The organism is Enterobacter cloacae complex sp. IR5441, from assembly GCF_049238215.1.
Lineage (GTDB): Bacteria > Pseudomonadota > Gammaproteobacteria > Enterobacterales > Enterobacteriaceae > Enterobacter > Enterobacter hormaechei_C.
On record NZ_JBMKIA010000005.1, the window covers coordinates 152,319 to 176,367 of the forward strand.

Here is a 24,049-nt window from a genome sequence, read left to right on the forward strand (position 1 = left end):
TACGGATCAGTTTGTAGGCCGGGTAAGGCGAAGCCGCCACCCGGCATTGTTCAGACCACCCACTCGCCCCCTTCAACCCCGTTCACCCGCAGCGTACGTTTTTCCCCCGCCGGTAATGACACCTTCAGCGCCTTCCATGCCGGACGATAGTCGCCGCGCGCATTCACCTTCAGGTTGATACTTGCGCCGTCGCACTCCATCTCCCATTCCACCCACAGCGCGTTGCCGTTCTGGTAGCCCCAGCTTTCGCCGTCATCCTCAAACAGCAGCCCGGAGGTGGTGCCGACGCCTTTCACCGGGAACAGTTTCAGCTCACGGGTATCGTCTTTATCGGCGCTCACGTGACGGATGCGTTCGCTGAGCGGCAAACCGGCACCGGCGCGCACCAGCAGCGGCAGCTTTTCCAGCGGCGCATCAAGGACGATCGCTTGGCCGCCCGCATACCATGCGTGGGTGTAAAAATCGTACCAGCCGGTTTCGTTATCCGGCAGCCAGACGCGGCGCTCGCGCTGCCCGGCTTCGACGACGCTGGCCACCAGCAGGTCACGGCCCAGCAGGAAGTCGTCGCACTCTTCAAAGGTCTGTGCATCGTGCTCATGATCGAGGAAGGTCGGGCGCAGCATCGGCTCGTCGTCGGCGTGCGCCTGCCAGAGCAGGGTGTAGAGATACGGCAGCAGGCGGTAGCGCAGTTCAATGGCGCTGCGAATCGCAGGCGTGACGCCCGGGTACATCCACGGCTCGTTCACGGTATGGTCATCGTTCCACGAATGGATGGTAAAGCGCGGGTGCATCACGCCGTTCTGTACCCAGCGCACGAACAGCTCGGCATCCGGCTTGTCGCCGGAGAAACCGCCGACGTCGTGACCGACGTTGAACAGTCCGGACAGGCTCATGCCCAGCCCCATGCGGATGTTATAGCGCAGGGTGTCCCAGTTAGTGCGGTTATCGCCGCTCCAGGTCTGGACGTAGCGCTGCATCCCGGCGCAGCCGGAGCGGGAGATGAGATACGGGCGCTTTTCCGGCGCAAAACGCTGCTGTGCTTCCAGCGAGGCGCGCATCATCAGCAGCGGCATCACCGGGCGAATGTGCTTGATGGCGATCTCCTGACCGAAGCCATAGCAGCGCGCTTCCCCGTCCCACACTTCATACTCGTTGTTGTCGTTCCAGGTGGAGTCGATGCCCATCTCCAGCAGCTGCGTGGTCACGCCGTTCTGCCACCACTGCACCGTCTGCGGGTTAGTAAAGTCAAGGTGCGATCCTTCGTCATCCCAGAAGCTGGAACGTTCAGGCGCATCGGTTTCTGAATCACGAATGAACAGGCCGCGTTCCGCCACTTCGCTGTAGCGGGGATGATCCTGCAACAGACACGGCTTGATGTTGGCCGCAAGCCGCAGCCCCGCGTCGTGGAACGCCTGGCTCATCACCTTCGGCTGCGGCACTTTGTCGTAGTTCCAGTTAAAGACGTAGCGCTTGCCGTTAATCGAGGTATAGCCGGAGGAGAGCTGGAACGAGTCGCACGGAATGGCATGCTCATCGCACAGGCGGATGAAGTTCATCAGCTGGTTTTGCGCATCCGGCGCGTCGGTGTAGTGCATGGTCGAGCCGCTGTAGCCCAGGCTCCACTTCGGTCCAAACAGCGTTTTCCCCGTCAGGCGCACGAAGGCTTTCGTCACGTCCAGCGCACGCTTGCCGGTAAAGATGTAGTAATCAATATCGCCCGCTTCCGCCTGCCAGCGGCGGTAGGCGGTGTGATAGTTGTCGATCTCGTTACCCAGATCCAGCCAGCAGCTGCTCAGGTTATCGTAGAACAGACCGTAGCTCACGTCATCGCGACGGGTGAGGGTGAACGGGATGTGCTTGTAAAGCGGATCGGTGCTGGCCGCGTTATAGCCCATCGCGTCCAGGTTACGCATCTCATAGCGTTTGCCGTTGCGCTGTAAATCACCCGCTTTCTCACCCAGACCGTAAAAACGTTCATCCTTACGACGGCTAAGATAGTGCGCCACGCCGTCACCGTGGGCGTTCAGCAGGTAGGCGCTGGTCGGGCGGTCATTGACCAGCGGCTGCCACTCGCCCGCCTCATTGCGGTAGTGCCACTCCAGCCACAGCGGCTGGTGGACGGTGACGCGCAGCTGTTCAGTCGCTACGGTTAACGTGTCGTCCTGCTGCGTCAGCGTCCAGGCAGGGCAGGTGAAGCCGCTGACATCGTCACGACGGCGGCCTTCCCACGGCACATCTTGTTCCGGCGCGATGCTCCAGGTGCGGTTCAGCGCCAGTTCGCCTTTACGTTTGATCAGCACACGGAACAGATTCTCTTCCAGCACATACAGACACAGGCGGTGCTGATTATCGACCAGCAGTTCCAGATGGTTTGCTGACTGCTTATCTACGGTCCAGTTTTTCAGGGTTTTCATATGCAATACATCCACTATCAGGCGCGCTTGGCGCGACGTTCAGCAATAAATGCTACCAGGAAGACAGCGCCAATCAGGTCAAAGAAGCCCATGGCAATAAAAAGCGGGTTAAAGCCGATTTTGTCGGCGGTCACACCGATTAACAGTGAGAACAGGAAGCTGGCGATCCACGCCGCCGAGCCGCGCATGCCGTTGACGGTCGCCATCTGGCCTTTGTCGAACGACTCCACGACCAGGGCGCTCAGCATGCAGGAGATGATCTGGTGCCCGAAGCCGCCGATAGAGATCAGCACGATGGTGATATACGGGTCGCGGGTCACGGCCACGACGGCCAGAGAAATCATCAGAAACGCGCCGGTGACGGAGCTGGCTACCACCGAGTTGACGCGGGTGCAGCCAAACCAGCGGGTGTAGAGCCGGGTCAGGTAGCCGCTCGCGACGCTGCCGAGGTCGGCGGCCAGGAACGGCAGCCAGGCGAACATCGCGATCTGTTTCAAATCCATGCCGTGCTCTTTGGCGAGGTACAGCGGCACCCAGAAGCTCAGCACGGCCCAGGCCGGTTCCGCCATAAAGGCCGGGATGGCGATGCCGTAGAACCGTTTGTTCTTCGAGACGGTTTTCAGCGCGGTCAGGAAGGGCAGTTTGACCGGCGCAGGTTCGTTATCCTGCTTGATAAACGCCAGCTCATCGCGGCTCAGGTTCGGGTGCTGTTCCGGGTTGTGATAAAACGCCCACCACAGGATCACCCACAGCAGCGCCAGCACGCCGGTAAACATAAACGCACCCTGCCAGCCGAACGACGCGTGGGCAAAGTAGATGATAGGCGGGGCCAGCATGGCCCCAATGGAGAAGCCTACCCCCGCCCAGCCTGCGGCAACAGGGCGCTCTGATTTCGGGAACCATTCGCCGATGGTTTTGGCGTTCGCTGGCGTGGCGGCGGCTTCGGACGCACCCATAAAGAAGCGCAGAATCGCCAGGTGCAGCCAGCTTCCGGCGCCCGCGTGGAAGATACACATCAGCGCCCAGATCCCGGCGCAGACCATAAAGCCGATTTTCAGGCCGATAACGTCAATCAGCCAGCCGCACAGGGGCTGGAAAATGGTGTAGGCGATCTGGAACGCGCCGACGATCCAGGAGTACTGCTCGGTGGTGATCCCGAGGCTCTCTTTCAGCTCAGGGGCGAGAATACCTAACGAGTTACGGGTGATGTAGTTAACGGTCACGCCGAGAAGAAACAGCACCAGTACGTACCAGCGCAGGTTCCTGATGACGCGACGTGTTTTGCTTGTCGCAACGGTGTTATTGATGTCCTGACTCATTTTCTTCTCCACAAGACGGACGGTAAGGGGACAAAGGTTCAGGTGTCACACAGCGTCAGGCGTTTGAAAGTTATCTGTTTTAGAGCGCTAAGCTGCTATACAACTAGTATGGAAGTTGTGTGACAGGTTCACCTTAAGAAAGAAATTGGGCAGGGAATAGTGGATTTTGTGCAAACTTTCTCATAACCGAGGTTTAATTTTCGGCATTATGGCCTTCTCGCAAGTTATTACCTGATAAACAAGTTGTGAAAATTTTTTCATTTCACATCCGGAGCCAGATCACAAAATGGACAAAAGGCTTAAAATCACCGAAATCGCCGCCCGGACGCAGCTCTCCATCAGCACCGTTTCTCGCGTGCTGGCGGGGAAGGCAAACACCAGCGAAAAAGCACGGGCAAAGGTGCTGGCGTGCGCGCGGGAGCTGGGGGTAATGGACGGCATGGCGGCGGGGCGTCTGCTGCTTAACAGCCTGGTGGTGTTTGCCCCGCAGCGGGCGTTTGACGAGCGGTCCGACATCTTTTACTACCGCGTCATCCAGAGCGTGAGCAAAGGGCTGGCCTCGCACGAGGTGCGTCTGCGTTACTGTGCGCTGGAGGAGAACGACAGCGATGCCCAGCTGTTTCTGGCCCGCATGAACGAAGCGGACACCCAGGCGGCGATCCTCCTTGGTATCGACGATCCGCATATCCACGATCTGGCGGTAGACGTGGGCAAACCCTGTATGCTGATTAACTGCCGGGACCGCCACATGCGCCTGCCCGCCGTCGCGCCGGATCATCGCGCGATTGGCGAGCGGGCGGCAGAGTACCTGTTCGAGATGGGGCACCGGGAGGTGATGAACGTGCTGTGCCTGCGTCGCTACACCATGGAGCTGCGCCTGTCCGGGATCCGCGACGCGTGGCACGGTCATAACCTCAGGTTCAGCGACAGGCGCGACCTGCTGATGGTGTCCAGCTTCAGCGCCAGAGAGACGGAGCAGCTGGTGAGCGAGTGGCTTCACCAGCAGAAAGGGAAGGACCTGCCGACGGCGTTTCTGGTTGGTGGTGATTTTATGGCGGCGGGGACCATCAGCGCGCTGCAAAAACACGGTCTGCGCGTGCCGCAGGATGTCTCGGTGATGAGCATTGACGGGTTTAATCTGGCCGCGATTCAGGATGTGCCCTTAACGGCGGTGCATGTCCCGCGCGATGAGCTGGGAACGGAAGCGGTGCATATGCTCCAGCAGCGGCTGATGCGCCCGGATGCGCCGGTAGGAACATTGCTGCTAAACGGCACGCTGACCGTGCGGGAGTCGGTCCGGCGGATACGTCAGGGGAAACGACGTACCGCCGTAGAGCGGGAAGGGCTGTACGACGGTTAAGCCATGCCCAGCGCGCGCCTGCCGTGGATGTTGAGATCGGCCACGGTAAAGCGGCCCTGCCAGCTTTTCTCATAATCCTCGCGCGGGAAATCGCCCGGTGACGCGCCGGTTTCCAGCGCTTCCTTGACCTTTTTCGCATAGGCGAGATTCTTCTCGCACATTGGCGCGGCAGGAATATACATCACGTTGCCCCAGCCCTGCTGATTTTCCACCGGCGCGACGGAGTGGATCACATCGCAGTGCCACCACACGGAATCACCGGCTTCCAGCGCCGGAATGCTGGTTAACGCTTCGATCAGCAGCGGATGCCACTTCTCAGAAATCGGCAGCACGCGCCCCGGCGCCACGCCGCACAGCTCGTCTTCCGGCACGTCGTCCAGCAGCGGACGCAGCAGAATGTAAGCCATTGCCTCCGGGATCGGCACCACGTGCAGCAGCCCCTGGCCGGGGATCATATCCGACAGCGCCGTCCAGCCCTGGAAGGTGCGGAACACCGAGCATTTGGTGGTGTTATCGACGGTGTACTCTTCCACTTCGGTACGATGCGCGGCATTCCACGGATCGTATTTCTCGACGTTGCCGTCAAACACGCGGGCGAACACCTGCTGATAAGCGGGCAGCAGCCAGCGCTCCAGCGCGCCAGAATCGGTGTGTGCGCCAAGTCCTTTCGAGGTGGTTCCCGGCGGGCGGCGGCGGATGCGGTCAGGGTAAATCACGCTCACGTCCGGGTCGAACCACTGTTTACCGTTGCTCTCAAATGTCCATAAACGGTTCAGGAATGACTGTACCTGCGCCATCTCTTCACTCTGGCGCGCCTGCATTTGCGCCTGAGACCAGTAGATCGGATAAATCTCCGGACGAGAGGCCGTTAAGGTGCCGAAGAAGTTATCGCCGGGTCCTTTGTACACCTCGTCAAATTTGTTCAGATCGAGGTAGTCGAGCATCGACTGATCCCACGCCAGCGCCTGCTCGCGCGGGAAGTGGCCTTTGATCACCGCGCAGCCGCGACGTTTAACGGCTTCGCGCTGTTCGGTGGTGATCGTGCCGTTTTTCACGTCGGCAAAAGGGATCACTGGCCAGACGGTTTCGCCTTTGTTTTTGAGAGCGTTGATTTCCGCCACGCGGGTGGCGATTTTATCGCTGAGCCGGTCGAACAGCGCCTGCACGTCGCCGATCTGCGCGCGTAATTCACGTTTCATCTGACGGATTGCCGCTTTATGGTCCGCTGGCAACGTTTCGCTGGTAAAGGTCATAACTGCCTCGCATCTTTCATTCGAAAGTAAAGGTGTCTACAAGTGATACTTTAAGTTAAAAAAAAGTTAATGCAAGTTTAAAACCTTGACGGGTGCCACAGGATGGGAAAAGAGTGAGAGGCCGGAGCGAGGCTCCGGCAGGTAGGGGGATCAGGCGTCGAACAGGGAGTGCGCGTCGAGCACGGCCTGAATCACATTCAGCGCGCCCTGATGGTTGTTATCGTCGGTAGTGTAACGGCTGACCTCTTTAATGCTGTCCGCCGCGTTGCCCATCGCAAAGGAGTATTTCACCAGCTTCAGCATTTCCGCATCGTTGCCGCTGTCGCCAATGCCGACGCACGCCTGAGGTGAGACTTTCCAGCGTTTAAGCAGGCGGCTGATGCCGTTGGCCTTGTGCAGGCCGGGGATAATCAAATCGACAAAACCGAAGCCGCTGGTGACCGGCTTCATGATGCCGTCCAGGGAGACATGCAGTTTATCAACCAGATTCGGGATATCGCTGTCCGGCAGGTTCAGGGAGAATTTAAACAGCACGTCGTCAATTTCGCGGTAATCGCTGATGGGTTTTAAGCGATGGTAGTGTTTCGACATCAGCTTCACGAACGCTTCTGGTGCTTTATCGCTGACGTACGCGCTCTCCAGCCCGCAGGCCACAAAGTTCAGCCCTTTGTCTTTTAGCAACTCGCCAATGACGATTTGCGACTCATGACGCGTCAGTTCGCCGTGGAAAATCTGTTCGCCGTGATCGAAGACCAGCGCGCCGTTTTCCGCGACGAAGGAGATCTGATCTTTCAGCTCCGGGAAGAAGGAGATGAGCTGGTAATACTGGTTGCCGCTGGCGACAACAAATTCAATGTCGCGGGCTTTAAGCTGCTCAAACTGTGCCTGGAAGCGGTCACGATCGTACTGCTTGGCATCATCAAGGAAAGTTCCGTCCATATCGGTGACGATAACTTTTACGGTCATACTGTGCTCCTGGGTCACTGCGTTTGAAACATTCTAATAACAAGGTGACGGGGAGCACAAATTTAATTTCGAATGAAAGTCAGAAAGCCGGGTGGCGGCTTCGCCTTACCCGGCCTACGGGGGGACAATGTAGGCCCGGTAAGCGAAGCGCCACCGGGCGTTTTTTTACAGCGTATGCTCAGTACGGGCAATAATATCGTCCTGCGCATCTGGCGACAGGGCAGTGAAGAACGCCGAGTAGCCCGCCACGCGCACCACCAGGTCACGATACTGATCCGGGTGTTTCTTCGCTTCCAGCAGCGTTTCGCGGGAGACGATGTTGTACTGAATGTGCCAGCCTTTATGCACCTCGAAGAAGGTGCGCAGCAGCACCATCAGCTTCTGGCGATCGCTGTCGTTTTCCAGCGTCGAGGGGTTCAGCTTCTGGTTTAGCAGCACGCCGCCGAGAATCGCTTCCGTCGGCAGTTTACCCACGGAGCCAATCACCGCCGTCGGGCCGAGGTGGTCGGTACCGGAGGCCGGGCTTGCCCCTTCCGCCAGCGGGGTGTGGGCTTTACGGCCGTCCGGCGTTGCCATGGTTGCTGCGCCAAACGGCACGTTTGCGGAGATAGACGACGTGCCCGCATAGTAGTTACCCCCAATCGGGCCGTGGCCGTAGCGTGGGTTATGGTACTGCTTCAGCTCTTCAATGTAGGTTTCGTAGGCACGGGTCAGCAGCAGGTCCACGCTGTCGTCGTCGTTGCCGTACTTCGGCGCGCCGTTGATCAGGCGCTGGCGCAGCTGCTCGTGGGTCAGCCCCTCGAAGTCATCCGCCAGCGCCGCCGCCAGCTGTTGCTGACCGATAACGCCCTGGTCAAACACCAGCTTCTTCACCGCTGCCAGGCTGTTGCCGAGGTTGGCGATCCCCACCTGTAGGCCGGAAACCCAGTCATACTTCGCGCCGCCCTGCTTAATGCTTTTCGCGCGTTCGATACAGTCGTCCACCAGCGCCGAGCAGAGAATATCGTGGACGTTCTCTTCCAGCATGGTGTCCACCACGTACTCGATCTCAATGGATTTGCGGGTGTAGTAGCGGATCTGGTTATCCCACGCCGCCATGACCTCATCAAAATTCCCGAAGTTACCGGCAGAAAGCGCTTTTTCCTGCGGCAGGAACACCTGGCCGCTGGTGGCGTCGCGACCGCCTTCCAGCGCCGCCAGCATCACGCGGGCGAAGTTGATAAAGCTCATGCCGGTGCAGCGATAGCCCCACTTGCCGCCGACGGCGGTTTCGATGCAGCCAATCGCCGCATAGTCATACGCGTCCTCTCGTTCCACGCCGAGCTTGATAAATTCCGGGATGACGATTTCATCGTTGTTAAACGCCGGCATCCCGAAGCCGCAGCGGATCACCTGCACGCAGGCGTCGAGGAAGTCGTTGCTCATGCCCGCGTGGTAGCGCACGCTCAGGTTCGGCTGGGTGGAGCGCAGACGGCCGCAGGATTCGAGAATGGCGTAAGAGAGCGGGTTGACCGCGTCCATCGGTTCACCGTTGACCAGCTTCTGGCCGCCGATGGTGACGTTCTGATACAGCGGGCTGCCCGCAGAGGCTTTGGAGTGCGAGCCGGAGCGGATTTTGTTCACTTCCAGCAGCTTCAGCCAGCAGCTGTGCAGCAGCTCAATGGCGTGCTCGCGATCCAGACTCTGGTCCAGCTCCACGTCGCGGCGATAGTACGGGTAAAGGTACTGGTCCATACGGGCAAAGGAGACGGAGTGACCGTTGGACTCAATTTGCAGGATTAGCTGAATGAAGTAGCACAGCTGTAGCGCCTGCCAGAAGGTTTTTGGCGGCTCGTGAGCAATCACGTCGCAGTTTTCCGCCATGGCCAGCAGCTCGTCGCGGCGGCTGTCGCGGGTTTCTGTCGCGGCCATTTCACGCGCCAGGTCGGCAAAGCGTTTGATGTGCAGGCTTACGGCTTCCAGCACGATATCAATGGCTTTCAGGAACTGATCGCCGTGCAGATCGTCCAGCACCGTCAGGTTGATGCGCGACCGGCGCTCGGCCACTTTCGCGCGCAGGCCGTCGAGCCCTTTCTCCAGCACCAGCGGGAAATTCACCGCCAGGTGCGCGTCGCCGGAGGTCATGTTGCCTTCGGCTTTGATGATGCCGGTTTCCAGCAGGCCTTTCTGCTCGTCGGTAAACATACCGTAGCAGCGATCCTGCACCGTCTGGCCGCGCCACCACGGGCAGATCGCATGCAGGACGCGCTTGTTCTCTTCGCTGACCGCGAAGCCCGCACCCGGACGGTCCGCCAGATCGTCAATCTCTTTCTCAATCCAGGAGACGGTATATTCCGGGAAAATCGGCGCGGCGCGCACTTCGCTTGCCTGGTTACCGATAATCAGCTCGTCGTGTTTGATCCAGATGGTGCGTTTTGCCAGGTGATGCGCCAGCGCCAGTGCGCGACGTACCGGGATCGGCTTGTCCAGATGCTGCTGATACATTTCGGTATAATGCTGTGCGCGCTCGGTACAGACCGGCGGCTTAACGATATGCACCAGCGCCGTTTTGTGCGCCTTAATGCGCTCGCTGAGGGTGTTGAGATTCAGGGTTGTCATAGGTTTATCCTCGTAAGGTCGCGGTTAACCCTTTCTGGCAGGCGTACTGCTGCGCAAAGTCCAGCAGGGCAGGGTTATCCAGCGGTTTGTCAGGGGCAGAGTAGGGTTGGCCGAGCAGGGTGTATTTGTTCATGCCCAGCGTGTGATACGGCAGAAAATGAATATCGTGAACGCCGAGTTCGTCGGCGGCGAAATTGGTAATGGCGGTAACCGACGTTTCATCGGCGTTAAAGCCCTGGATCAGCGGCACGCGAATGGTGATTTTTTTCCCGGCGGCAGCCAGGCGCTTCAGGTTGTCCAGGATCCGTCTGGCTGAGCCATCGGTCCACTGTTTGAATACGTCACTGTCCACATGCTTCAGGTCCGCCAGGAACAGATCGACATACGGCAGTGACGGCTCGATATAATGCCAGGGGACGTGAAGGCAGGTTTCAACGGCGGTATGAATGCCTTGTTCATGGCTGGCTTTAAATAGGGCATGTGCCAGCGCCGGGTTCATGAACGGCTCGCCGCCGGAGAGGGTGATCCCGCCGCCGCTGCGGTCGTAGAAGGGCTTGTCGCGCAGCACGGTGGCCATAATCTCCTCCACCTGCTTCTCTTCACCGCAGACGGTAAGCGCCTGGGTCGGGCAGCAGTCGGTAAGGGCAGTGAGCGTCTCGTCGTTAAGCTTCTCACGATGAATGACCAGCCCGTTCAGCGCGCGTTCAACACACCCCGGCGCGGCCTGCTGACACAGGTCACAGCCGTCCAGGCACAGGCGGGCATCAAACAGGACGTCCCGCGTGCGGGAGCGGCTTTCCGGGTTCTGACACCAGCGACAGCCCAGCGAGCAGCCTTTCAGGAATACCACGGTTCGAATACCGGGACCGTCGTGGGTGGAGTAACGCTGTATATTGAAGATCATTTTCTTGCCCTCGAATTACATATGAAGATTAAATTACTTTCGAATGAAAGTTATCTTGATATGGGTCAATTCCTGAGCAGGTTTTGCTGTGATAGGGTAAGTGCAGGCTAATTTTGAGGGTGACATCATGGAACTTTATCTCGACACATCTGACGTTGCGGCAGTCAAAAAGCTGGCGCGTATCTTCCCGCTGGCGGGCGTGACCACTAACCCAAGCATTGTGGCGGCGGGTAAAACGCCTCTGGAAGAGCTGCTGCCCGCGCTGCACGACGCGCTGGGCGGCAAGGGCCGGCTGTTCGCTCAGGTGATGGCGAAGACCGCCGAGGGAATGGTGGAAGACGCACGTAAGCTGCGCGCGATAATCAATGACCTGGTGGTGAAAGTGCCCGTGACCGCTGAAGGGCTGGCGGCGATCAAAATGCTGAAAGCAGAAGGGATCCCGACGCTGGGTACGGCGGTGTACGGCGCAGCACAGGGGATGCTCTCCGCACTGGCGGGGGCTGAGTATGTGGCTCCTTATGTGAACCGCGTGGACGCGCAGGGCGGGGACGGGATCCAGACGGTAGTCGAACTGCAACAGCTGCTGACCCTGCATGCCCCGCAGTCAAAAGTGCTGGCGGCGAGCTTTAAAACCCCGCGCCAGGCGCTGGACTGCCTGCTGGCAGGGTGCGAATCCATCACGCTGCCGCTGGACGTGGCGCAGCAGTTTATTACCTCTCCGGCCGTGGATGCGGCAATTGTGAAGTTTGAGCAGGACTGGCAGGGGGCGTTTGGGCGGACGTCTGTCTGATGCTGTTGCCGGGTGGCGCTAACGCTTACCCGGCCTACGTTTGCATCGCGGTTGCCGGGTGGCGCTGACGCTTACCCGGCCTACGCTCGGGCCGTTGTAGGTCGGGTAAGGCGAAGCCGCCACCCGACTTTTTTATTTGCTGCACACCTCACACCCCGGGTTACGCATCAGCTTCATCTCGCGGAACTGGCAGGTCATCGCGTCATACATCACGATTTTACCCGCTGCGGGCGTGCCGTAGTGCGCCAGCACTTTGATCGCCTCCATCGCCTGCAAGGAACCGATAACGCCAACCAGTGGCGCCATCACGCCCGCCTCGACGCAGGTCAGCGCATTCTCGCCAAACAGACGGCTCAGGCAGCGGTAGCAGGGCTCTCCTTCAGCGTAGGTGAAGACGGTGATATGTCCCTCCATGCGGATGGCCGCGCCGGAAATCAGCGGCGTTTTACGGGCAAAGCAGCCCGCATTGAGCTGGTTGCGAATGGCGACGTTATCGGTGCAGTCCAGCACCAGGTCATGCCGTGCAATCTGGGCAAACAGCGCGTCGTCATCCAGCATCGCGTCAATCAGGGTGAACTGAACGTTGGGGTTAATGCGCGCCAGCGCCGTGCGTGCTGATTCCACTTTAGGCTGACCGACCGTCGCGTCGCTGTGCAGCGTCTGGCGTTGCAGGTTGGACACCGACACGGTGTCGAAATCCAGCAGCGTCATGCGGCCGACACCCGCCGCAGCCAGGTATTGCGTCGCTGCGCAGCCCAGCCCGCCCAGGCCCACAACCAGCACGCTGGCCGCCTTGAGCGCTTCCTGGCCCTCGAAATCAAACCCGCGTAGCACGATCTGGCGGTTATAGCGCATCATCTCCGGGTCGCTCAGTTCCACCGTCATGTCAGCCTCCGAACAGGTGGTTAAAGCGTTCCACTTCAACCCATTCGCCCGCCTCAACGTGGCCGCGATCGCGCTCCAGCACGATAAAGCAGTTACCCTGACTGAAGGAGCTAAAGATGTGCGAACCCTGATGCCCGGTGGTGCTCACCTCCAGCTCGCCGTCGGCGTTGCGCGCCAGAATGCCGCGCTGGAAATCGAGACGGCCCGGTGATTTTTTGAGGCGCGTTGCCGCCCGCACGCGCACACGCTCCGGCAGCGGGCTGGCATTGTTGCCTGAAAGCTTCGCCAGCAGCGGGATCACCAGCTGGTAGAAGGTCAGCGCGGCAGAGACCGGGTTACCCGGCAGGCCACAGAACCAGCTGTGCGGAAGTTTGCCAAACGCGAACGGTTTGCCCGGTTTAATCGCCAGCTTCCAGAAGGCGATTTCACCCAGCTCTTCAAGCAGGGTTTTGGTGTAATCCGCTTCGCCAACCGATACGCCGCCGGAGCTGATCACCACGTCGGCAGAGGCGTCAGCGTCGATAAACGCCGCGCGCAGTTTTTGCGGATCGTCAGGAATGATACCGAGGTTAATCACCTCGCAGCCCAACTGCTCAAGCATCAGGTGCACCGCCAGACGGTTGGTGTCGTAAATCTGCCCCTCGTTCAGCGGCTGACCCGGAAGCTGTAGCTCATCTCCCGTGGAGAACACCGCCACGCGCACTTTGCGGACCACGTCAATCTCCGCGATGCCAAGCGATGCCAGCACCGGCAGTTCGGCGACCGTCAGCTTTTGCCCGGCGGCAAAGACCGTTGCGCCCAGGGTAATGTCTTCCCCGATGTGGCGGATATTCTGTCCCGCTTTGACGCTGGCGGTAAAGCGCACGCCGTCGTCCGTTTGTTCGGTCTCTTCCTGCATCACCACGGCTTCACAGCCCTTTGGCACCGGTGCCCCGGTCATAATGCGCACGCAGGTGCCCGCTGGCCACTCACCGTTAAACGGCTGCCCGGCAAACGCTTTACCTGCCACCGGCAGCGGCTGACCCGTTTGCAGATCCGCCAGACGTACGGCATAGCCGTCCATCGCCGCGTTATCGAACCCCGGCACGTTCAGCGGCGAGACGATATCGCGCGCGGCAATACGGCCAAAACAGCGCACAAGCGGCAGTGTCTCAACGTCGTGCAGTGGAGTAATGCGGTCAAGCATCTGCGAGAGTGCCGTCTCAAGCGGCATCAGTCCGGCGGTAAAATCCATGGTGGGCTCCTGCGGAGTAACAACGAAAGCGCTCATTATGGCAGAAAAGTGCGGCTAACTGTATGACCCGATGGGTGTACGCTTTACATCACAGTTGCGTCTTTCTATATTCAAAAATCATCTGAAGATTCGTCGACGATAATGATATTTATAGAAAAAGCAGCCAGCCAGGCTAATGGGTGATGCGAAATGAGTAAAGCGGTTATCGCAATTCATGGCGGTGCCGGGGCAATCACCCGTGCACAGCTCAGTCCCGAGCAGGAGAAGCGTTATATTGATGCGCTGAACGCCATTGTGGAAACAGGCCAGCGGATGCTGGAAGCGGGCGACAGCGCGCTGGACGTGGTGACCGAGGCGGTACGTCTGCTGGAGGAGTGCCCGCTGTTTAATGCCGGTATTGGCTCGGTCTTTACGCGCGATGAAACGCACGAGCTGGATGCCTGCGTGATGGACGGCGTCACCCTGAAGGCGGGCGCGGTAGCGGGCGTCAGCCGTCTGCGTAATCCGGTGCTGGCCGCGCGTCTGGTGATGGAACAAAGCCCGCATGTGCTGCTGGCCGGGGCGGGGGCGGAAAAATTTGCCGTCGAGCACGGGATGGACACGGTCTCGCCCGATCTTTTTTCCACCGAGGAGCGTTACCGGCAACTGCTGGAGGCCCGTACAGCGGGGATGACGCAGCTGGACCATGCCGCGCCGCTCGATGAACGCAGTAAAATGGGCACGGTAGGCGCGGTGGCGCTGGATAAAGCCGGTAATCTCGCCGCCGCGACGTCGACAGGCGGTATGACCAACAAACTTCCCGGTCGCGTCGGCGACAGCCCGCTGCCGGGGGCCGGGTGTTACGCCAATAACGCCACCGCGGCGGTGTCATGCACCGGCACCGGCGAAGTGTTTATCCGCGCGCTGGCGGCCTACGACATTACCGCGCTAATGGATTACGGCGGATTAAGCCTGAGTGAGGCCTGCGAGCGGGTAGTGATGGAGAAACTGCCGGCGCTGGGCGGGATTGGCGGCTTAATTGCGGTGGATCGGGAGGGCAACGTGGCTCTGCCGTTCAACAGTGAAGGGATGTACCGGGCGTGGGGGTATGCCGGCGATGCGCCCAGCACAGGCATTTATCGTGAATAAGGGGGCATTGCGTGCCGCACCGTGAAGAGCTGGACAACTGCGAAGTGCTGGCTGTCCACCAACTGAATATTGCGTTTCAGGAAGAGCGGCAGTTCATCCCCGCAGTACAGAATTTATCGTTTTCGCTCAGGCGCGGCGAGACGCTGGCGATTGTTGGCGAATCAGGTTCCGGTAAATCCGTTACCGCGCTGGCGCTGATGCGTCTGCTTGAGCAGACGGGCGGGCAGGTCACCAGCGAGCGGATGCTGTTGCGCCGTCGCAACCGTCAGGTTATCGATCTCAACGAGCTGAGTGCGTCCCAGATGCAGGGGGTGCGCGGGGCAGATATTGCGATGATTTTTCAGGAGCCGATGACCTCCCTGAACCCGGTTTTTCCGGTGGGCGAGCAGATTGCCGAATCTATCCGCCTGCATCAGGGACTGAGCGGTGATGAGGCGCTCAACGAAGCAAAACGGATGCTGGAGCTGGTGCGTATCCCTGAGGCGCACGCGATTTTGTCCCGCTATCCGCATCAGCTTTCCGGCGGCATGCGCCAGCGGGTGATGATTGCGATGGCGCTGTCGTGCCGTCCGGCGGTGCTCATTGCGGACGAACCCACCACGGCGCTGGATGTCACCATTCAGGCCCAGATCCTGCAACTGATTAAGGTGTTGCAGCAGGAGATGGAGATGGGGGTGATTTTCATCACCCACGATATGGGGGTGGTGGCGGATATTGCCGATCGGGTGCTGGTTATGCATCAGGGCAATGCCGTGGAAACCGGCACGGTGGAGCAGGTCTTTCATGCGCCGGTGCATCCTTATACCAAAGCGCTACTGGCGGCGGTCCCGCGTCTGGGGGCCATGAATGGCAGTGATTTTCCGCGCCGTTTTCCGCTGTTCTCACAGACCGAACAGGGCCAGCAGGAAGACGAAACCGAGCAGGATACGGTGGTTCCCGGCAGGCCAATCCTCGAAGTGCGTGACCTGGTGACCCGTTTCCCGCTGCGTAGCGGGATCCTCAATCGCGTGAAGCGCGAAGTGCATGCGGTTGAAAACGTCAGTTTTGATCTCTGGCCGGGCGAAACGCTGGCGCTGGTGGGGGAGTCCGGCTGCGGTAAATCCACCACCGGGCGGGCGCTGCTCAGGCTGGTGGCGTCGCAGGAGGGGAGCATCACCTTCAACGGTGAGCGCATCGACACGCTCCCTAACAGTAAATTGCAGGCGGTGCGCCGGGATATTCAGTTTATATTCCAGGATCCTTATGCGTCGCTCGATCCGCGCCATACGGTGGGGTACTCGATTATGGAGCCGCTGCGGGTGCATAACCTGCTCGACGGTGAAGCCGCGCAGCGCCGCGTCGCATGGCTGCTGGAGCGCGTGGGCCTGAAGCCGGAGCATGCCTGGCGTTATCCGCACGAATTTTCTGGCGGTCAGCGTCAGCGTATCTGCATTGCGAGGGCATTGGCCCTCAATCCGAAAGTGGTGATTGCGGATGAGTCCGTGTCAGCGCTGGATGTCTCTATCCGCGCGCAAATTATCAATCTCCTGCTCGATTTACAGCGGGATTTGGGCATTGCGTTTCTGTTTATCTCCCACGATATGGCGGTGGTGGAGCGGATCAGCCATCGCGTGGCGGTGATGTACATGGGGCAAATTGTTGAAATCGGCCCCCGTCGGGCGGTGTTTGAAAACCCGCAGCACCCGTACACCCGCAAGCTGATGGCTGCCGTACCGGTTGCCGATCCTGAGCATCGTCACGCCCAGCGCGTGCTGTTGCAGGACGAAATGCCGAGCAATATTCGTAAACGGGGCGAAACCCTGGAGCGCGTGGCGCTGCGTGAGGTGGGACCCGGTCATTTTGTCGCACCACCGCGTCAGGGCAATGCATTCTCGCGGTTATAACTTACAACAGGCAGGAGAACACAATGGTTCCTTTTGTTGCTCGTAAATGGCTGCTGGCCGCGAGCGTGGCGGCTGCGCTGGCCGCCGCCCCCGCGTTCGCGGCGAAAGATGTGGTGGTGGCTGTGGGGTCTAACTTCACGACCCTGGATCCGTATGATGCCAACGACACTCTTTCTCAGGCGGTGGCAAAATCCTTCTACCAGGGGCTGTTCGGCCTGGACCGCAAAATGAAGCTGAAAAACGTGCTGGCGGAAGGCTATACCGTGTCGGACGACGGGCTGGTCTATACCGTTAAGCTCCGTACCGGCGTGAAGTTCCAGGATGGCACCGACTTCAACGCCGAGGCGGTTAAGGTCAACCTGGATCGTGCCAGCAATCCGGAAAACGGTCTTAAACGCTACAACCTGTATAAAAATATCGCCCAAACCGAGGTGGTTGATCCGGCGACGGTGAAGATCACCCTCAAAGAGCCGTTCTCGGCGTTCATCAATATCCTGGCGCATCCCGCGACGGCGATGATTTCCCCCGCCGCCCTGAAAAAATACGGCAAAGAGATTGGATTCCACCCGGTGGGGACCGGACCGTACGAACTGCTCACCTGGAACCAGACCGATTTTGTGAAGGTGAAAAAATTCGCCGGATACTGGCAGCAGGGGCTGCCGAAGCTGGATACCATCACCTGGCGGCCGGTAGTGGACAACAACACCCGCGCCGCAATGCTGCAAACCGGCGAAGCGCAGTTTGCCTTCCCGATCCCGTACGAACAGGCGGCGCTGCTGGCGAAAAACAGCAAGCTGGAACTGGTGGCCAGCCCGTCGATTATGCAGCGCTACATCAGCATGAACGTCACGCAGAAACCGTTTGATAACCCGAAGGTGCGTGAAGCCATCAACTACGCCATTAACCGCCAGGCGCTGGTGAAGGTGGCCTTTGCCGGCTACGCCACCCCGGCGACGGGCGTGATGCCGCCAACCATTGAGTACGCGCAAAGCTATCAGCCGTGGCCTTACGATCCGGCGAAAGCGCGGGAACTGCTGAAAGAGGCGGGCTATCCGAACGGCTTTAGCACTACGCTGTGGTCGTCGCATAACCACAGTACCGCGCAGAAGGTGCTGCAATTTACCCAGCAGCAGTTGGCGCAGGTGGGCATTAAAGCCAGGGTTACGGCGATGGATGCCGGACAGCGAGCGGCGGAAGTGGAAGGCAAAGGACAGAAAGAGAGCGGCGTGCGGATGTTCTACACCGGCTGGACGGCTTCAACCGGAGAAGCGGACTGGTCCCTGTCGCCGCTGTTTGCTTCCCAGAACTGGCCGCCAACGCTGTTCAATACCGCGTTCTACAGTAATCCGCAGGTGGATAAAGATCTGGCCGATGCCCTGAAAACCACCAAACCGGAAGAGAAAGCACGCCTGTACAAAGAGGCGCAGGACATTATCTGGAAAGAGTCGCCGTGGGTGCCGCTGGTGGTGGAAAAACTGGTCTCAGCCCACAACAAAGCGCTGACCGGTTTTTACATCATGCCGGATACGGGCTTTAGCTTTGATGACGCGGATTTGAAATAAAACTCATGCTGAATTATGTGTGTAAACGCCTGCTGGGGCTTATCCCGACGCTGCTGATTGTGGCCGTGCTGGTGTTTTTGTTTGTCCATATGCTGCCCGGCGATCCGGCGCGTTTGATTGCCGGACCGGAAGCGGATGCGACGGTTATTGAACTGGTGCGTAAACAGCTCGGTCTTGATCAGCCGCTGTACAGGCAATTTCTGCGTTACATTGGCAATGTCCTTCAGGGCGATTTCGGCATCTCAATGGTGTCGCGTCGTCCGGTGTCGGAGGAGATTGCCAGCCGCTTTATGCCTACCTTTTGGTTAACGATTGCCAGTATGAGCTGGGCGGTTGTCTTTGGCCTGGGCGCGGGGATTGTCGCCGCCGTCTGGCGCAACCGCTGGCCGGATAAGCTCGGTATGGCGCTGGCGGTCACCGGCATCTCTTTCCCGGCGTTTGCGCTGGGCATGCTGCTGATGCAGATTTTCTCCGTCGAGCTGGGCTGGTTGCCGACCGTCGGGGCCGACACCTGGAAGCACTACATTCTGCCCTCTATGACGCTAGGCGCGGCCGTTGCGGCGGTTATGGCCCGGTTTACCCGCGCCTCGTTTGTCGACGTGCTGAGCGAAGATTACATTCGCACCGCGCGGGCAAAAGGGGTGAGTGAGAAATGGGTCATTCTGAAGCATGGTTTTCGTAATGCGATGATCCCGGTGGTCACGATGATGGGGCTACAGTTCGGCTTCCTGCTGGGGGGCTCTATCGTGGTTGAGAAGGTCTTTAACTGGCCGGGGCTGGGGCGCCTGCTGGTCGACTCGGTCGATATGCGTGACTATCCGGTTATTCAGGCTGAAGTCCTGCTTTTCTCGCTGGAGTTTATTCTTATCAACTTAGTGGTGGATGTGCTTTACGCCGCCATTAACCCGGCCATCAGGTATAAGTAAGATGCGATTACTGAACTGGCGTCGCCAGGCCATTTTAAACGCTATGCCGGGGATCAGGCCGGACCATATTCGCACCCCGTGGGTTGAGTTCTGGCGTCGATTCCGTCGTCAGCCCGTCGCTATGGTCGCCGGGTTGTTTGTGTTACTGCTGATCCTGGTGGCGATTATCGCCCCCTGGATAGCCCCGTTTGATGCGGAAAACTACTTCGACTACGACCGGCTGAACGATGGTCCGTCGATGATGCACTGGTTTGGCGTGGACTCGCTCGGGCGCGATATATTCAGCCGCGTGCTGGTAGGGGCGCAGATCTCACTGGCGGCCGGGGTCTTCGCGGTGCTGATGGGCGCAGCAATTGGCACCGTGCTGGGGCTGGTGGCCGGGTACTACGAAGGCTGGTGGGACCGCATCATCATGCGTATCTGCGACGTGCTGTTTGCCTTTCCCGGTATTCTGCTGGCGATTGCCGTGGTGGCGGTGATGGGCAGCGGCATGGCGAACGTCATTATCGCCGTGGCGGTATTCTCGATTCCCGCTTTCGCGCGTCTGGTACGTGGCAACACGCTGGTGCTGAAGCAGCAGACCTTTATCGAGTCGGCGCGCAGCATGGGAGCCAGCGATGCCACCATCCTGTTCAGCCATATTCTGCCGGGAACGGTCTCGTCTATCGTGGTCTATTTCACCATGCGCATAGGCGTGTCGATTATCTCGGCGGCCAGCCTGTCGTTTCTGGGGTTAGGGGCACAGCCGCCGACGCCGGAGTGGGGGGCGATGCTGAACGAGGCGCGGGCGGATATGGTGATTGCGCCACACGTGGCGATCTTCCCGAGCCTGGCGATTTTCCTGACCGTGCTGGCGTTTAACCTGCTGGGGGATGGGCTGCGCGACGCGCTGGATCAGAGGATTAAGGGGTAGTGCAGTGAAATGTGCCGGGTGGCGGCTACGCCTTACCCGGCCTACAAAAGGGAAGCAGGGTGTTTAAACCCGGCTACCCCACAGGTCATACTCATCCGCGTTTTCAACCTTCACGCGAATAATATCACCCGGCTTAACCTGTGTTTCGCCGTTCAGGTACACCGCGCCGTCGATTTCAGGCGCATCCGCCATGCTGCGGCCAATCGCGCCTTCTTCGTCCACTTCGTCGATAATCACCAGAATTTCGCGGCCCACTTTCTCCTGCAAGCGTTCAGCAGAGATCTGCTGTTGCAGCTGCATAAAGCGGTTCCAGCGCTCCTCTTTTACCTCTTCCGGTACCTGGTCCGCCAGCTCGTTGGCCGTTGCGCCTTCAACCGGGCTGTACTTGAAGCAGCCGACGCGATCCAGACGCGCCTCTTTCAGGAAGTCGAGCAGCATCTGGAAATCTTCTTCGGTTTCACCCGGGAAGCCGACAATAAAGGTGGAGCGCAGGGTCAGATCCGGGCAGATCTCACGCCACTGCTTGATGCGCGCCAGCTGGCGATCCACGGAGCCAGGACGTTTCATCAGCTTCAGAATACGCGGGCTGGCGTGCTGTAGCGGGATATCCAGATACGGCAGGATTTTGCCTTCCGCCATCAGCGGGATCACATCGTCAACGTGCGGATAAGGGTAGACGTAGTGCAGGCGCGTCCAGATCCCGAGCTTAGCCAGCTGCTCGCACAGGCCGACCATGCTGGTTTTCACCGGCTCGCCGTTGTGGAAACCGGAGCGGTGTTTGACGTCCACGCCGTAGGCGGAGGTGTCCTGGGAGATAACCAGCAGCTCCTTCACGCCCGCGTCGGCCAGGCGTTTGGCTTCTGCCAGCACCTCGCCAATCGGACGGCTCACCAGATCGCCACGCATCGACGGGATGATGCAGAAGGTACAGCGATGGTTGCAGCCTTCGGAAATTTTCAGATACGCGTAGTGGCGCGGCGTCAGCTTCACGCCCTGTTCCGGCACCAGGCTCAGGAACGGGTTGTGCTTTGGTTTAGGTACGTAGTGATGAACATGTTCCAGCACCTGCTCGTAGCTGTGCGGGCCGGTGATCTCCAGCACTTTCGGGTGCACTTCGCGGATCTGATCCACCTTCGCGCCCAGGCAGCCGGTGACAATCACTTTGCCGTTTTCCGTCAGGGCTTCACCAATGGCTTCCAGTGACTCCTGGACCGCGCTGTCGATGAACCCGCAGGTGTTGACGATCACCATGTCGGCGTTGTCGTAGCTTGGCACCACGTCATAGCCTTCAGTGCGAAGTTCAGTCAGGATGCGTTCGGAGTCCACCAGGTTCTTCGGGCAGCCGAGGGAGACAAAGCCGATTTTCGGCGGGTGCGTAACATTGCTCATAGGTTAAAAATTCATCAATTATGGAGTTATCAGGGCGGGATTTTACAGCGTATCGCGGGGGATTTATACACTCTTGATGGCGCAGTTGAGGCGGGCAATCGTTGTAACATTGTAAAGAATGTTAATCAGTTATCGTTTATTGATCTCAGGCATTACATTGTACAAAAAATGACCTTATCCTTAATAAGGTAACATGGCTGACAGGGGAGGAAATAGCATGTCCGTTGACAGACTGAAACGCGATCTGCTTAACAAGCTGATCAACGCCCGAATCGACCTGGCCGCATATCTGCAACTCCGCAAGGCGAAAGGGTATATGTCAGTCAGCGAAAGCGAAAATCTGCGTGATAACTTCTTTGAACTTTGCAATTTCATGCGTGAAAAAGCACCCATCCTGAAAGCGCACTGCGCTGAAAGCGAATTAGTGGCGCTGCGCCGCGCCGCCGAGGTGCTCTCCATCGCCGGGGTCTGTTTGATGAACGGACGTCACGACTGCCCGAATTTTATTGCCGTTAACGCGGAGAAGCTTGAAAACTGCCTGACCACGCTCGCGCTTTGCATCATGTGTCTGAACAAGCCGGAAACGCTTGCCCGGCACTGAACCCGGGGGAGGCAACTCCCCCTTCTGATTAAGCTTTTGTAAAAGTGGTAACGCACCCGGGAACAGTGGCTAATCTTTAAGCCATATGTCGATAAAGGAGTGCGTTATGCCTCGATCCTCGCTGATTTTCCTTCCAGTCTTGTTATTCCCGCTTTCACTGCTTGCAGCACCTGAGACGGTTAAGGTCGACGTGCTACAGACAAAACTGGATCACCCCTGGTCGCTGGCGTTTCTGCCAGATAACAAGGGGCTGCTCATCACGCTCAAAGACGGGCAGCTTAAGCACTGGCAGGCTGGAAAAGGGCTCTCCGATCCGATTGTCGGCGTGCCGAAAGTGTGGGCGAGCGGCCAGGGCGGACTGCTGGACGTCGCGCTGGCCCCGGATTTTGCACAGTCACGGCGGGTCTGGCTCAGCTTCGCCGAGGCAGGTAATGATGGCAAAGCGGGTACCGCCGTGGGCTACGGGCGGTTGAGCGATGACCTTTCGCGCATTGAGGGCTTCCAGGTGGTGTTCCGACAGATGCCGAAGCTCTCTACCGGCAACCACTTTGGCGGACGGCTGGTGTTCGACGGCAAAGGCTATCTCTTTATTGGCCTGGGTGAAAACAACCAGCGCCCGACGGCGCAGGAGCTGGACAAGCTTCAGGGCAAGGTGGTGCGCCTGACGGAGGACGGAAAAGTGCCGCCGGATAATCCGTTTGTGAACACCGCCGGTGCGCGCCCTGAAATCTGGTCCTATGGTATTCGCAACCCGCAGGGGATGGCGATGAATCCGTGGAGTGACACGCTGTGGCTCAACGAACACGGACCACGCGGTGGGGATGAGATCAACATTCCTGAGAAGGGCAAAAACTACGGCTGGCCCCTGGCGACGCACGGGATCAATTACAGCGGCCTGAAAATCCCGGAAGCGAAAGGCGAGCACGTTGAGGGCACCGAAAAACCGCTGTTTGTCTGGAAAGTTTCGCCCGCCGTCAGCGGCATGGCGTTCTACAACAGCGACGTCTTCCCGCAGTGGAAAAACAAGCTGTTTATCGGCGCGTTGAAGGAGAAAGACGTCATTGTGCTGAGCGTGAAGGGCAATACCGTGACGGAGGACGGACGCATTCTGGGCGATAAAGATCAGCGTATTCGCGATGTGCGCGTCGGGCCGGATGGCTATCTGTACGTGCTGACTGACGAGACGGACGGGCAGCTGCTGAAAGTCAGCCCGTCCGGGTCGTAATCAGGTCACCGGGATCATCACCACGTTGCGATACGCCGGGCGCTCGCTAAGCTGCTGGATCCAGCGCTCCAGGTGAGGGCGCGGGGTCCAGTTGAGACCCATGTTAGTGAGGTTCCAGACGAAGGGGGCGACGGCGATATCACCCACGCCGAAGGTGTCGCCGGAGAACCAGGTGTGCTTCGCCAGTTCGTCGTCCATCATCGCGAACAGGGATTCGCAGGCGTCCTGGGCGGCATGAATGGCGGGATAATCACGTTCGGCTTCCGGCGTGCGGATCAGCCCCATCAGGATCACCCGGTGCGTGGGGGAAAGCGTCTGGTTTGCCCAGTCCATCCATTTTTCGCCCTGCGCGCGCCGGGCTGGATTTTCAACCCACAGCCGACCCTGGCCGTACTGCGCGGCGAGATAACGCACGATGGTGTTGGACTCCCACAGCGTGGCGTCTGTCTCGTCATCGCGCAGCAACGGCACCAGTCCGTTTGGGTTCATCGCCAGATAGTCGGCGTCTTTATTCACCCCGAACGCCATGCCAGCCATGATTTGGTTGAACGGTAAATCCAGCTCCTCCAGCGTCCAGAGCACTTTCTTCACGTTAGTCGAATTGTTCCTGCCCCACAGCGTAATCATATTTACTCCCGATGAGATGTTAATCCGAGTCAGCTTTTCGCCATGGTGAGATAAACCTAACAATTACGCAAC

The 24,049-nt window shown here is 59.0% G+C and carries 19 protein-coding genes; 9 read left to right on the forward strand and 10 right to left on the reverse strand.

Annotation, left to right across the window (positions count from 1 at the left end; genetic code table 11):
- Window positions 1-50: 50 nt before the first annotated feature.
- Both ACOTX5_RS08715 and ACOTX5_RS08720 read right to left on the reverse strand, forming a co-directional pair.
- Window positions 51-2,414, reverse strand: coding sequence for a TIM-barrel domain-containing protein (locus ACOTX5_RS08715; RefSeq protein ID WP_045911428.1), 2,364 nt, complete (start codon window positions 2,412-2,414; stop codon window positions 51-53).
- 17 nt (window positions 2,415-2,431) lie between these two features.
- Window positions 2,432-3,733, reverse strand: coding sequence for an MFS transporter (locus ACOTX5_RS08720; protein ID WP_015571039.1), 1,302 nt, complete (start codon window positions 3,731-3,733; stop codon window positions 2,432-2,434).
- A 286-nt stretch (window positions 3,734-4,019) separates the two neighbouring features.
- On the opposite strand from ACOTX5_RS08720, the gene ACOTX5_RS08725 reads away from it, so the two are divergent.
- Entirely contained in the window at window positions 4,020-5,093 is a 1,074-nt protein-coding gene (locus ACOTX5_RS08725; protein ID WP_045911427.1) for a LacI family DNA-binding transcriptional regulator, read from the forward strand.
- Here the strand turns inward: ACOTX5_RS08725 and ACOTX5_RS08730 are convergent.
- The 4 genes from ACOTX5_RS08730 to ACOTX5_RS08745 form a co-directional block, all read right to left on the reverse strand.
- Entirely contained in the window at window positions 5,090-6,346 is a 1,257-nt protein-coding gene (locus ACOTX5_RS08730) for a DUF1479 domain-containing protein (RefSeq protein WP_045911426.1), read from the reverse strand. The two genes, ACOTX5_RS08725 and ACOTX5_RS08730, sit on opposite strands and share 4 nt — an antisense overlap.
- A gap of 150 nt (window positions 6,347-6,496) precedes the next feature.
- Window positions 6,497-7,312: a Cof-type HAD-IIB family hydrolase gene (locus ACOTX5_RS08735; protein ID WP_017384898.1), complete on the reverse strand. Its 816-nt coding sequence runs from the start codon at window positions 7,310-7,312 to the stop codon at window positions 6,497-6,499.
- A 165-nt stretch (window positions 7,313-7,477) separates the two neighbouring features.
- A complete protein-coding gene (locus ACOTX5_RS08740) occupies window positions 7,478-9,910 on the reverse strand; it encodes a formate C-acetyltransferase/glycerol dehydratase family glycyl radical enzyme (protein ID WP_047726853.1) in 2,433 nt (810 codons plus the stop codon).
- Between the two features lie 4 nt (window positions 9,911-9,914).
- The gene (locus tag ACOTX5_RS08745) at window positions 9,915-10,814 is read right to left on the reverse strand and encodes a glycyl-radical enzyme activating protein (protein ID WP_032671261.1); all 900 of its coding nucleotides are present in this window, start codon (window positions 10,812-10,814) and stop codon (window positions 9,915-9,917) included.
- 127 nt (window positions 10,815-10,941) lie between these two features.
- Here ACOTX5_RS08745 and fsa point away from each other — a divergent pair, with 127 nt between their 5' ends.
- Window positions 10,942-11,604, forward strand: a complete 663-nt coding sequence (gene fsa, locus ACOTX5_RS08750; RefSeq protein WP_017693747.1) for a fructose-6-phosphate aldolase — start codon at window positions 10,942-10,944, stop codon at window positions 11,602-11,604.
- A gap of 132 nt (window positions 11,605-11,736) precedes the next feature.
- On the opposite strand, the gene moeB is transcribed toward fsa, so the two are convergent.
- Together moeB and moeA are read right to left on the reverse strand one after the other, a co-directional pair.
- A complete protein-coding gene (moeB, locus tag ACOTX5_RS08755) occupies window positions 11,737-12,489 on the reverse strand; it encodes a molybdopterin-synthase adenylyltransferase MoeB (RefSeq protein WP_045911423.1) in 753 nt (250 codons plus the stop codon).
- Between the two features lies 1 nt (window position 12,490).
- Entirely contained in the window at window positions 12,491-13,723 is a 1,233-nt protein-coding gene (moeA, locus tag ACOTX5_RS08760; RefSeq protein WP_022650670.1) for a molybdopterin molybdotransferase MoeA, read from the reverse strand.
- A gap of 189 nt (window positions 13,724-13,912) precedes the next feature.
- On the opposite strand from moeA, the gene iaaA reads away from it, so the two are divergent.
- Genes iaaA through gsiD form a run of 5 tightly spaced genes read left to right on the forward strand, consistent with a single transcriptional unit; the run spans window position 13,913 to window position 20,135 of the window.
- The gene (gene iaaA, locus ACOTX5_RS08765; RefSeq protein WP_015571030.1) at window positions 13,913-14,851 is read left to right on the forward strand and encodes a beta-aspartyl-peptidase; all 939 of its coding nucleotides are present in this window, start codon (window positions 13,913-13,915) and stop codon (window positions 14,849-14,851) included.
- Between the two features lie 11 nt (window positions 14,852-14,862).
- Window positions 14,863-16,734, forward strand: a complete 1,872-nt coding sequence (gene gsiA / locus ACOTX5_RS08770; protein ID WP_023296179.1) for a glutathione ABC transporter ATP-binding protein GsiA — start codon at window positions 14,863-14,865, stop codon at window positions 16,732-16,734.
- Window positions 16,735-16,757: 23 nt separating this feature from the next.
- A complete protein-coding gene (gene gsiB, locus ACOTX5_RS08775; protein ID WP_045911422.1) occupies window positions 16,758-18,296 on the forward strand; it encodes a glutathione ABC transporter substrate-binding protein GsiB in 1,539 nt (512 codons plus the stop codon).
- 5 nt (window positions 18,297-18,301) lie between these two features.
- Entirely contained in the window at window positions 18,302-19,222 is a 921-nt protein-coding gene (gsiC, locus tag ACOTX5_RS08780; protein ID WP_006809475.1) for a glutathione ABC transporter permease GsiC, read from the forward strand.
- A 1-nt stretch (window position 19,223) separates the two neighbouring features.
- Window positions 19,224-20,135, forward strand: a complete 912-nt coding sequence (gene gsiD / locus ACOTX5_RS08785) for a glutathione ABC transporter permease GsiD (RefSeq protein WP_045911421.1) — start codon at window positions 19,224-19,226, stop codon at window positions 20,133-20,135.
- A 63-nt stretch (window positions 20,136-20,198) separates the two neighbouring features.
- Here the strand turns inward: gsiD and rimO are convergent, their stop codons facing one another.
- Window positions 20,199-21,524 carry a 30S ribosomal protein S12 methylthiotransferase RimO gene (gene rimO, locus ACOTX5_RS08790; protein WP_017693743.1) on the reverse strand — a complete coding sequence of 442 codons (1,326 nt, stop codon included), beginning with the start codon at window positions 21,522-21,524 and terminating at the stop codon, window positions 20,199-20,201.
- Between the two features lie 217 nt (window positions 21,525-21,741).
- Here rimO and bssR point away from each other — a divergent pair, with 217 nt between their 5' ends.
- Both bssR and ACOTX5_RS08800 read left to right on the forward strand, forming a co-directional pair.
- On the forward strand, window positions 21,742-22,125 hold the full coding sequence (gene bssR, locus ACOTX5_RS08795) for a biofilm formation regulator BssR (RefSeq protein WP_032620009.1): 384 nt from the start codon (window positions 21,742-21,744) through the stop codon (window positions 22,123-22,125).
- A 106-nt stretch (window positions 22,126-22,231) separates the two neighbouring features.
- Window positions 22,232-23,350, forward strand: a complete 1,119-nt coding sequence (locus ACOTX5_RS08800) for a PQQ-dependent sugar dehydrogenase (RefSeq protein ID WP_045911420.1) — start codon at window positions 22,232-22,234, stop codon at window positions 23,348-23,350.
- Here ACOTX5_RS08800 and ACOTX5_RS08805 read toward each other — a convergent pair whose 3' ends face one another.
- Complete coding sequence (locus tag ACOTX5_RS08805; RefSeq protein ID WP_015571026.1) at window positions 23,351-23,977, reverse strand: glutathione S-transferase family protein; 627 nt, start codon at window positions 23,975-23,977, stop codon at window positions 23,351-23,353.
- Window positions 23,978-24,049: the final 72 nt, after the last annotated feature.

Bases quoted from the DNA above. Each gene is read 5' to 3' on its own strand.
- bssR (WP_032620009.1), top strand. From the start codon at position 21,742: ATGTCCGTTGACAGACTGAAACGCGATCTGCTTAACAAGCTGATCAAC.
- moeA (WP_022650670.1), bottom strand. From the start codon at position 13,723: ATGGATTTTACCGCCGGACTGATGCCGCTTGAGACGGCACTCTCGCAG.
- ACOTX5_RS08740 (WP_047726853.1), bottom strand. From the start codon at position 9,910: ATGACAACCCTGAATCTCAACACCCTCAGCGAGCGCATTAAGGCGCAC.
- fsa (WP_017693747.1), top strand. From the start codon at position 10,942: ATGGAACTTTATCTCGACACATCTGACGTTGCGGCAGTCAAAAAGCTG.
- gsiC (WP_006809475.1), top strand. From the start codon at position 18,302: ATGCTGAATTATGTGTGTAAACGCCTGCTGGGGCTTATCCCGACGCTG.
- ACOTX5_RS08735 (WP_017384898.1), bottom strand. From the start codon at position 7,312: ATGACCGTAAAAGTTATCGTCACCGATATGGACGGAACTTTCCTTGAT.
- ACOTX5_RS08730 (WP_045911426.1), bottom strand. From the start codon at position 6,346: ATGACCTTTACCAGCGAAACGTTGCCAGCGGACCATAAAGCGGCAATC.
- ACOTX5_RS08805 (WP_015571026.1), bottom strand. From the start codon at position 23,977: ATGATTACGCTGTGGGGCAGGAACAATTCGACTAACGTGAAGAAAGTG.
- ACOTX5_RS08720 (WP_015571039.1), bottom strand. From the start codon at position 3,733: ATGAGTCAGGACATCAATAACACCGTTGCGACAAGCAAAACACGTCGC.
- ACOTX5_RS08745 (WP_032671261.1), bottom strand. From the start codon at position 10,814: ATGATCTTCAATATACAGCGTTACTCCACCCACGACGGTCCCGGTATT.
- gsiD (WP_045911421.1), top strand. From the start codon at position 19,224: ATGCGATTACTGAACTGGCGTCGCCAGGCCATTTTAAACGCTATGCCG.
- rimO (WP_017693743.1), bottom strand. From the start codon at position 21,524: ATGAGCAATGTTACGCACCCGCCGAAAATCGGCTTTGTCTCCCTCGGC.
- ACOTX5_RS08800 (WP_045911420.1), top strand. From the start codon at position 22,232: ATGCCTCGATCCTCGCTGATTTTCCTTCCAGTCTTGTTATTCCCGCTT.
- gsiB (WP_045911422.1), top strand. From the start codon at position 16,758: ATGGTTCCTTTTGTTGCTCGTAAATGGCTGCTGGCCGCGAGCGTGGCG.
- iaaA (WP_015571030.1), top strand. From the start codon at position 13,913: ATGAGTAAAGCGGTTATCGCAATTCATGGCGGTGCCGGGGCAATCACC.
- ACOTX5_RS08725 (WP_045911427.1), top strand. From the start codon at position 4,020: ATGGACAAAAGGCTTAAAATCACCGAAATCGCCGCCCGGACGCAGCTC.
- ACOTX5_RS08715 (WP_045911428.1), bottom strand. From the start codon at position 2,414: ATGAAAACCCTGAAAAACTGGACCGTAGATAAGCAGTCAGCAAACCAT.
- moeB (WP_045911423.1), bottom strand. From the start codon at position 12,489: ATGACGGTGGAACTGAGCGACCCGGAGATGATGCGCTATAACCGCCAG.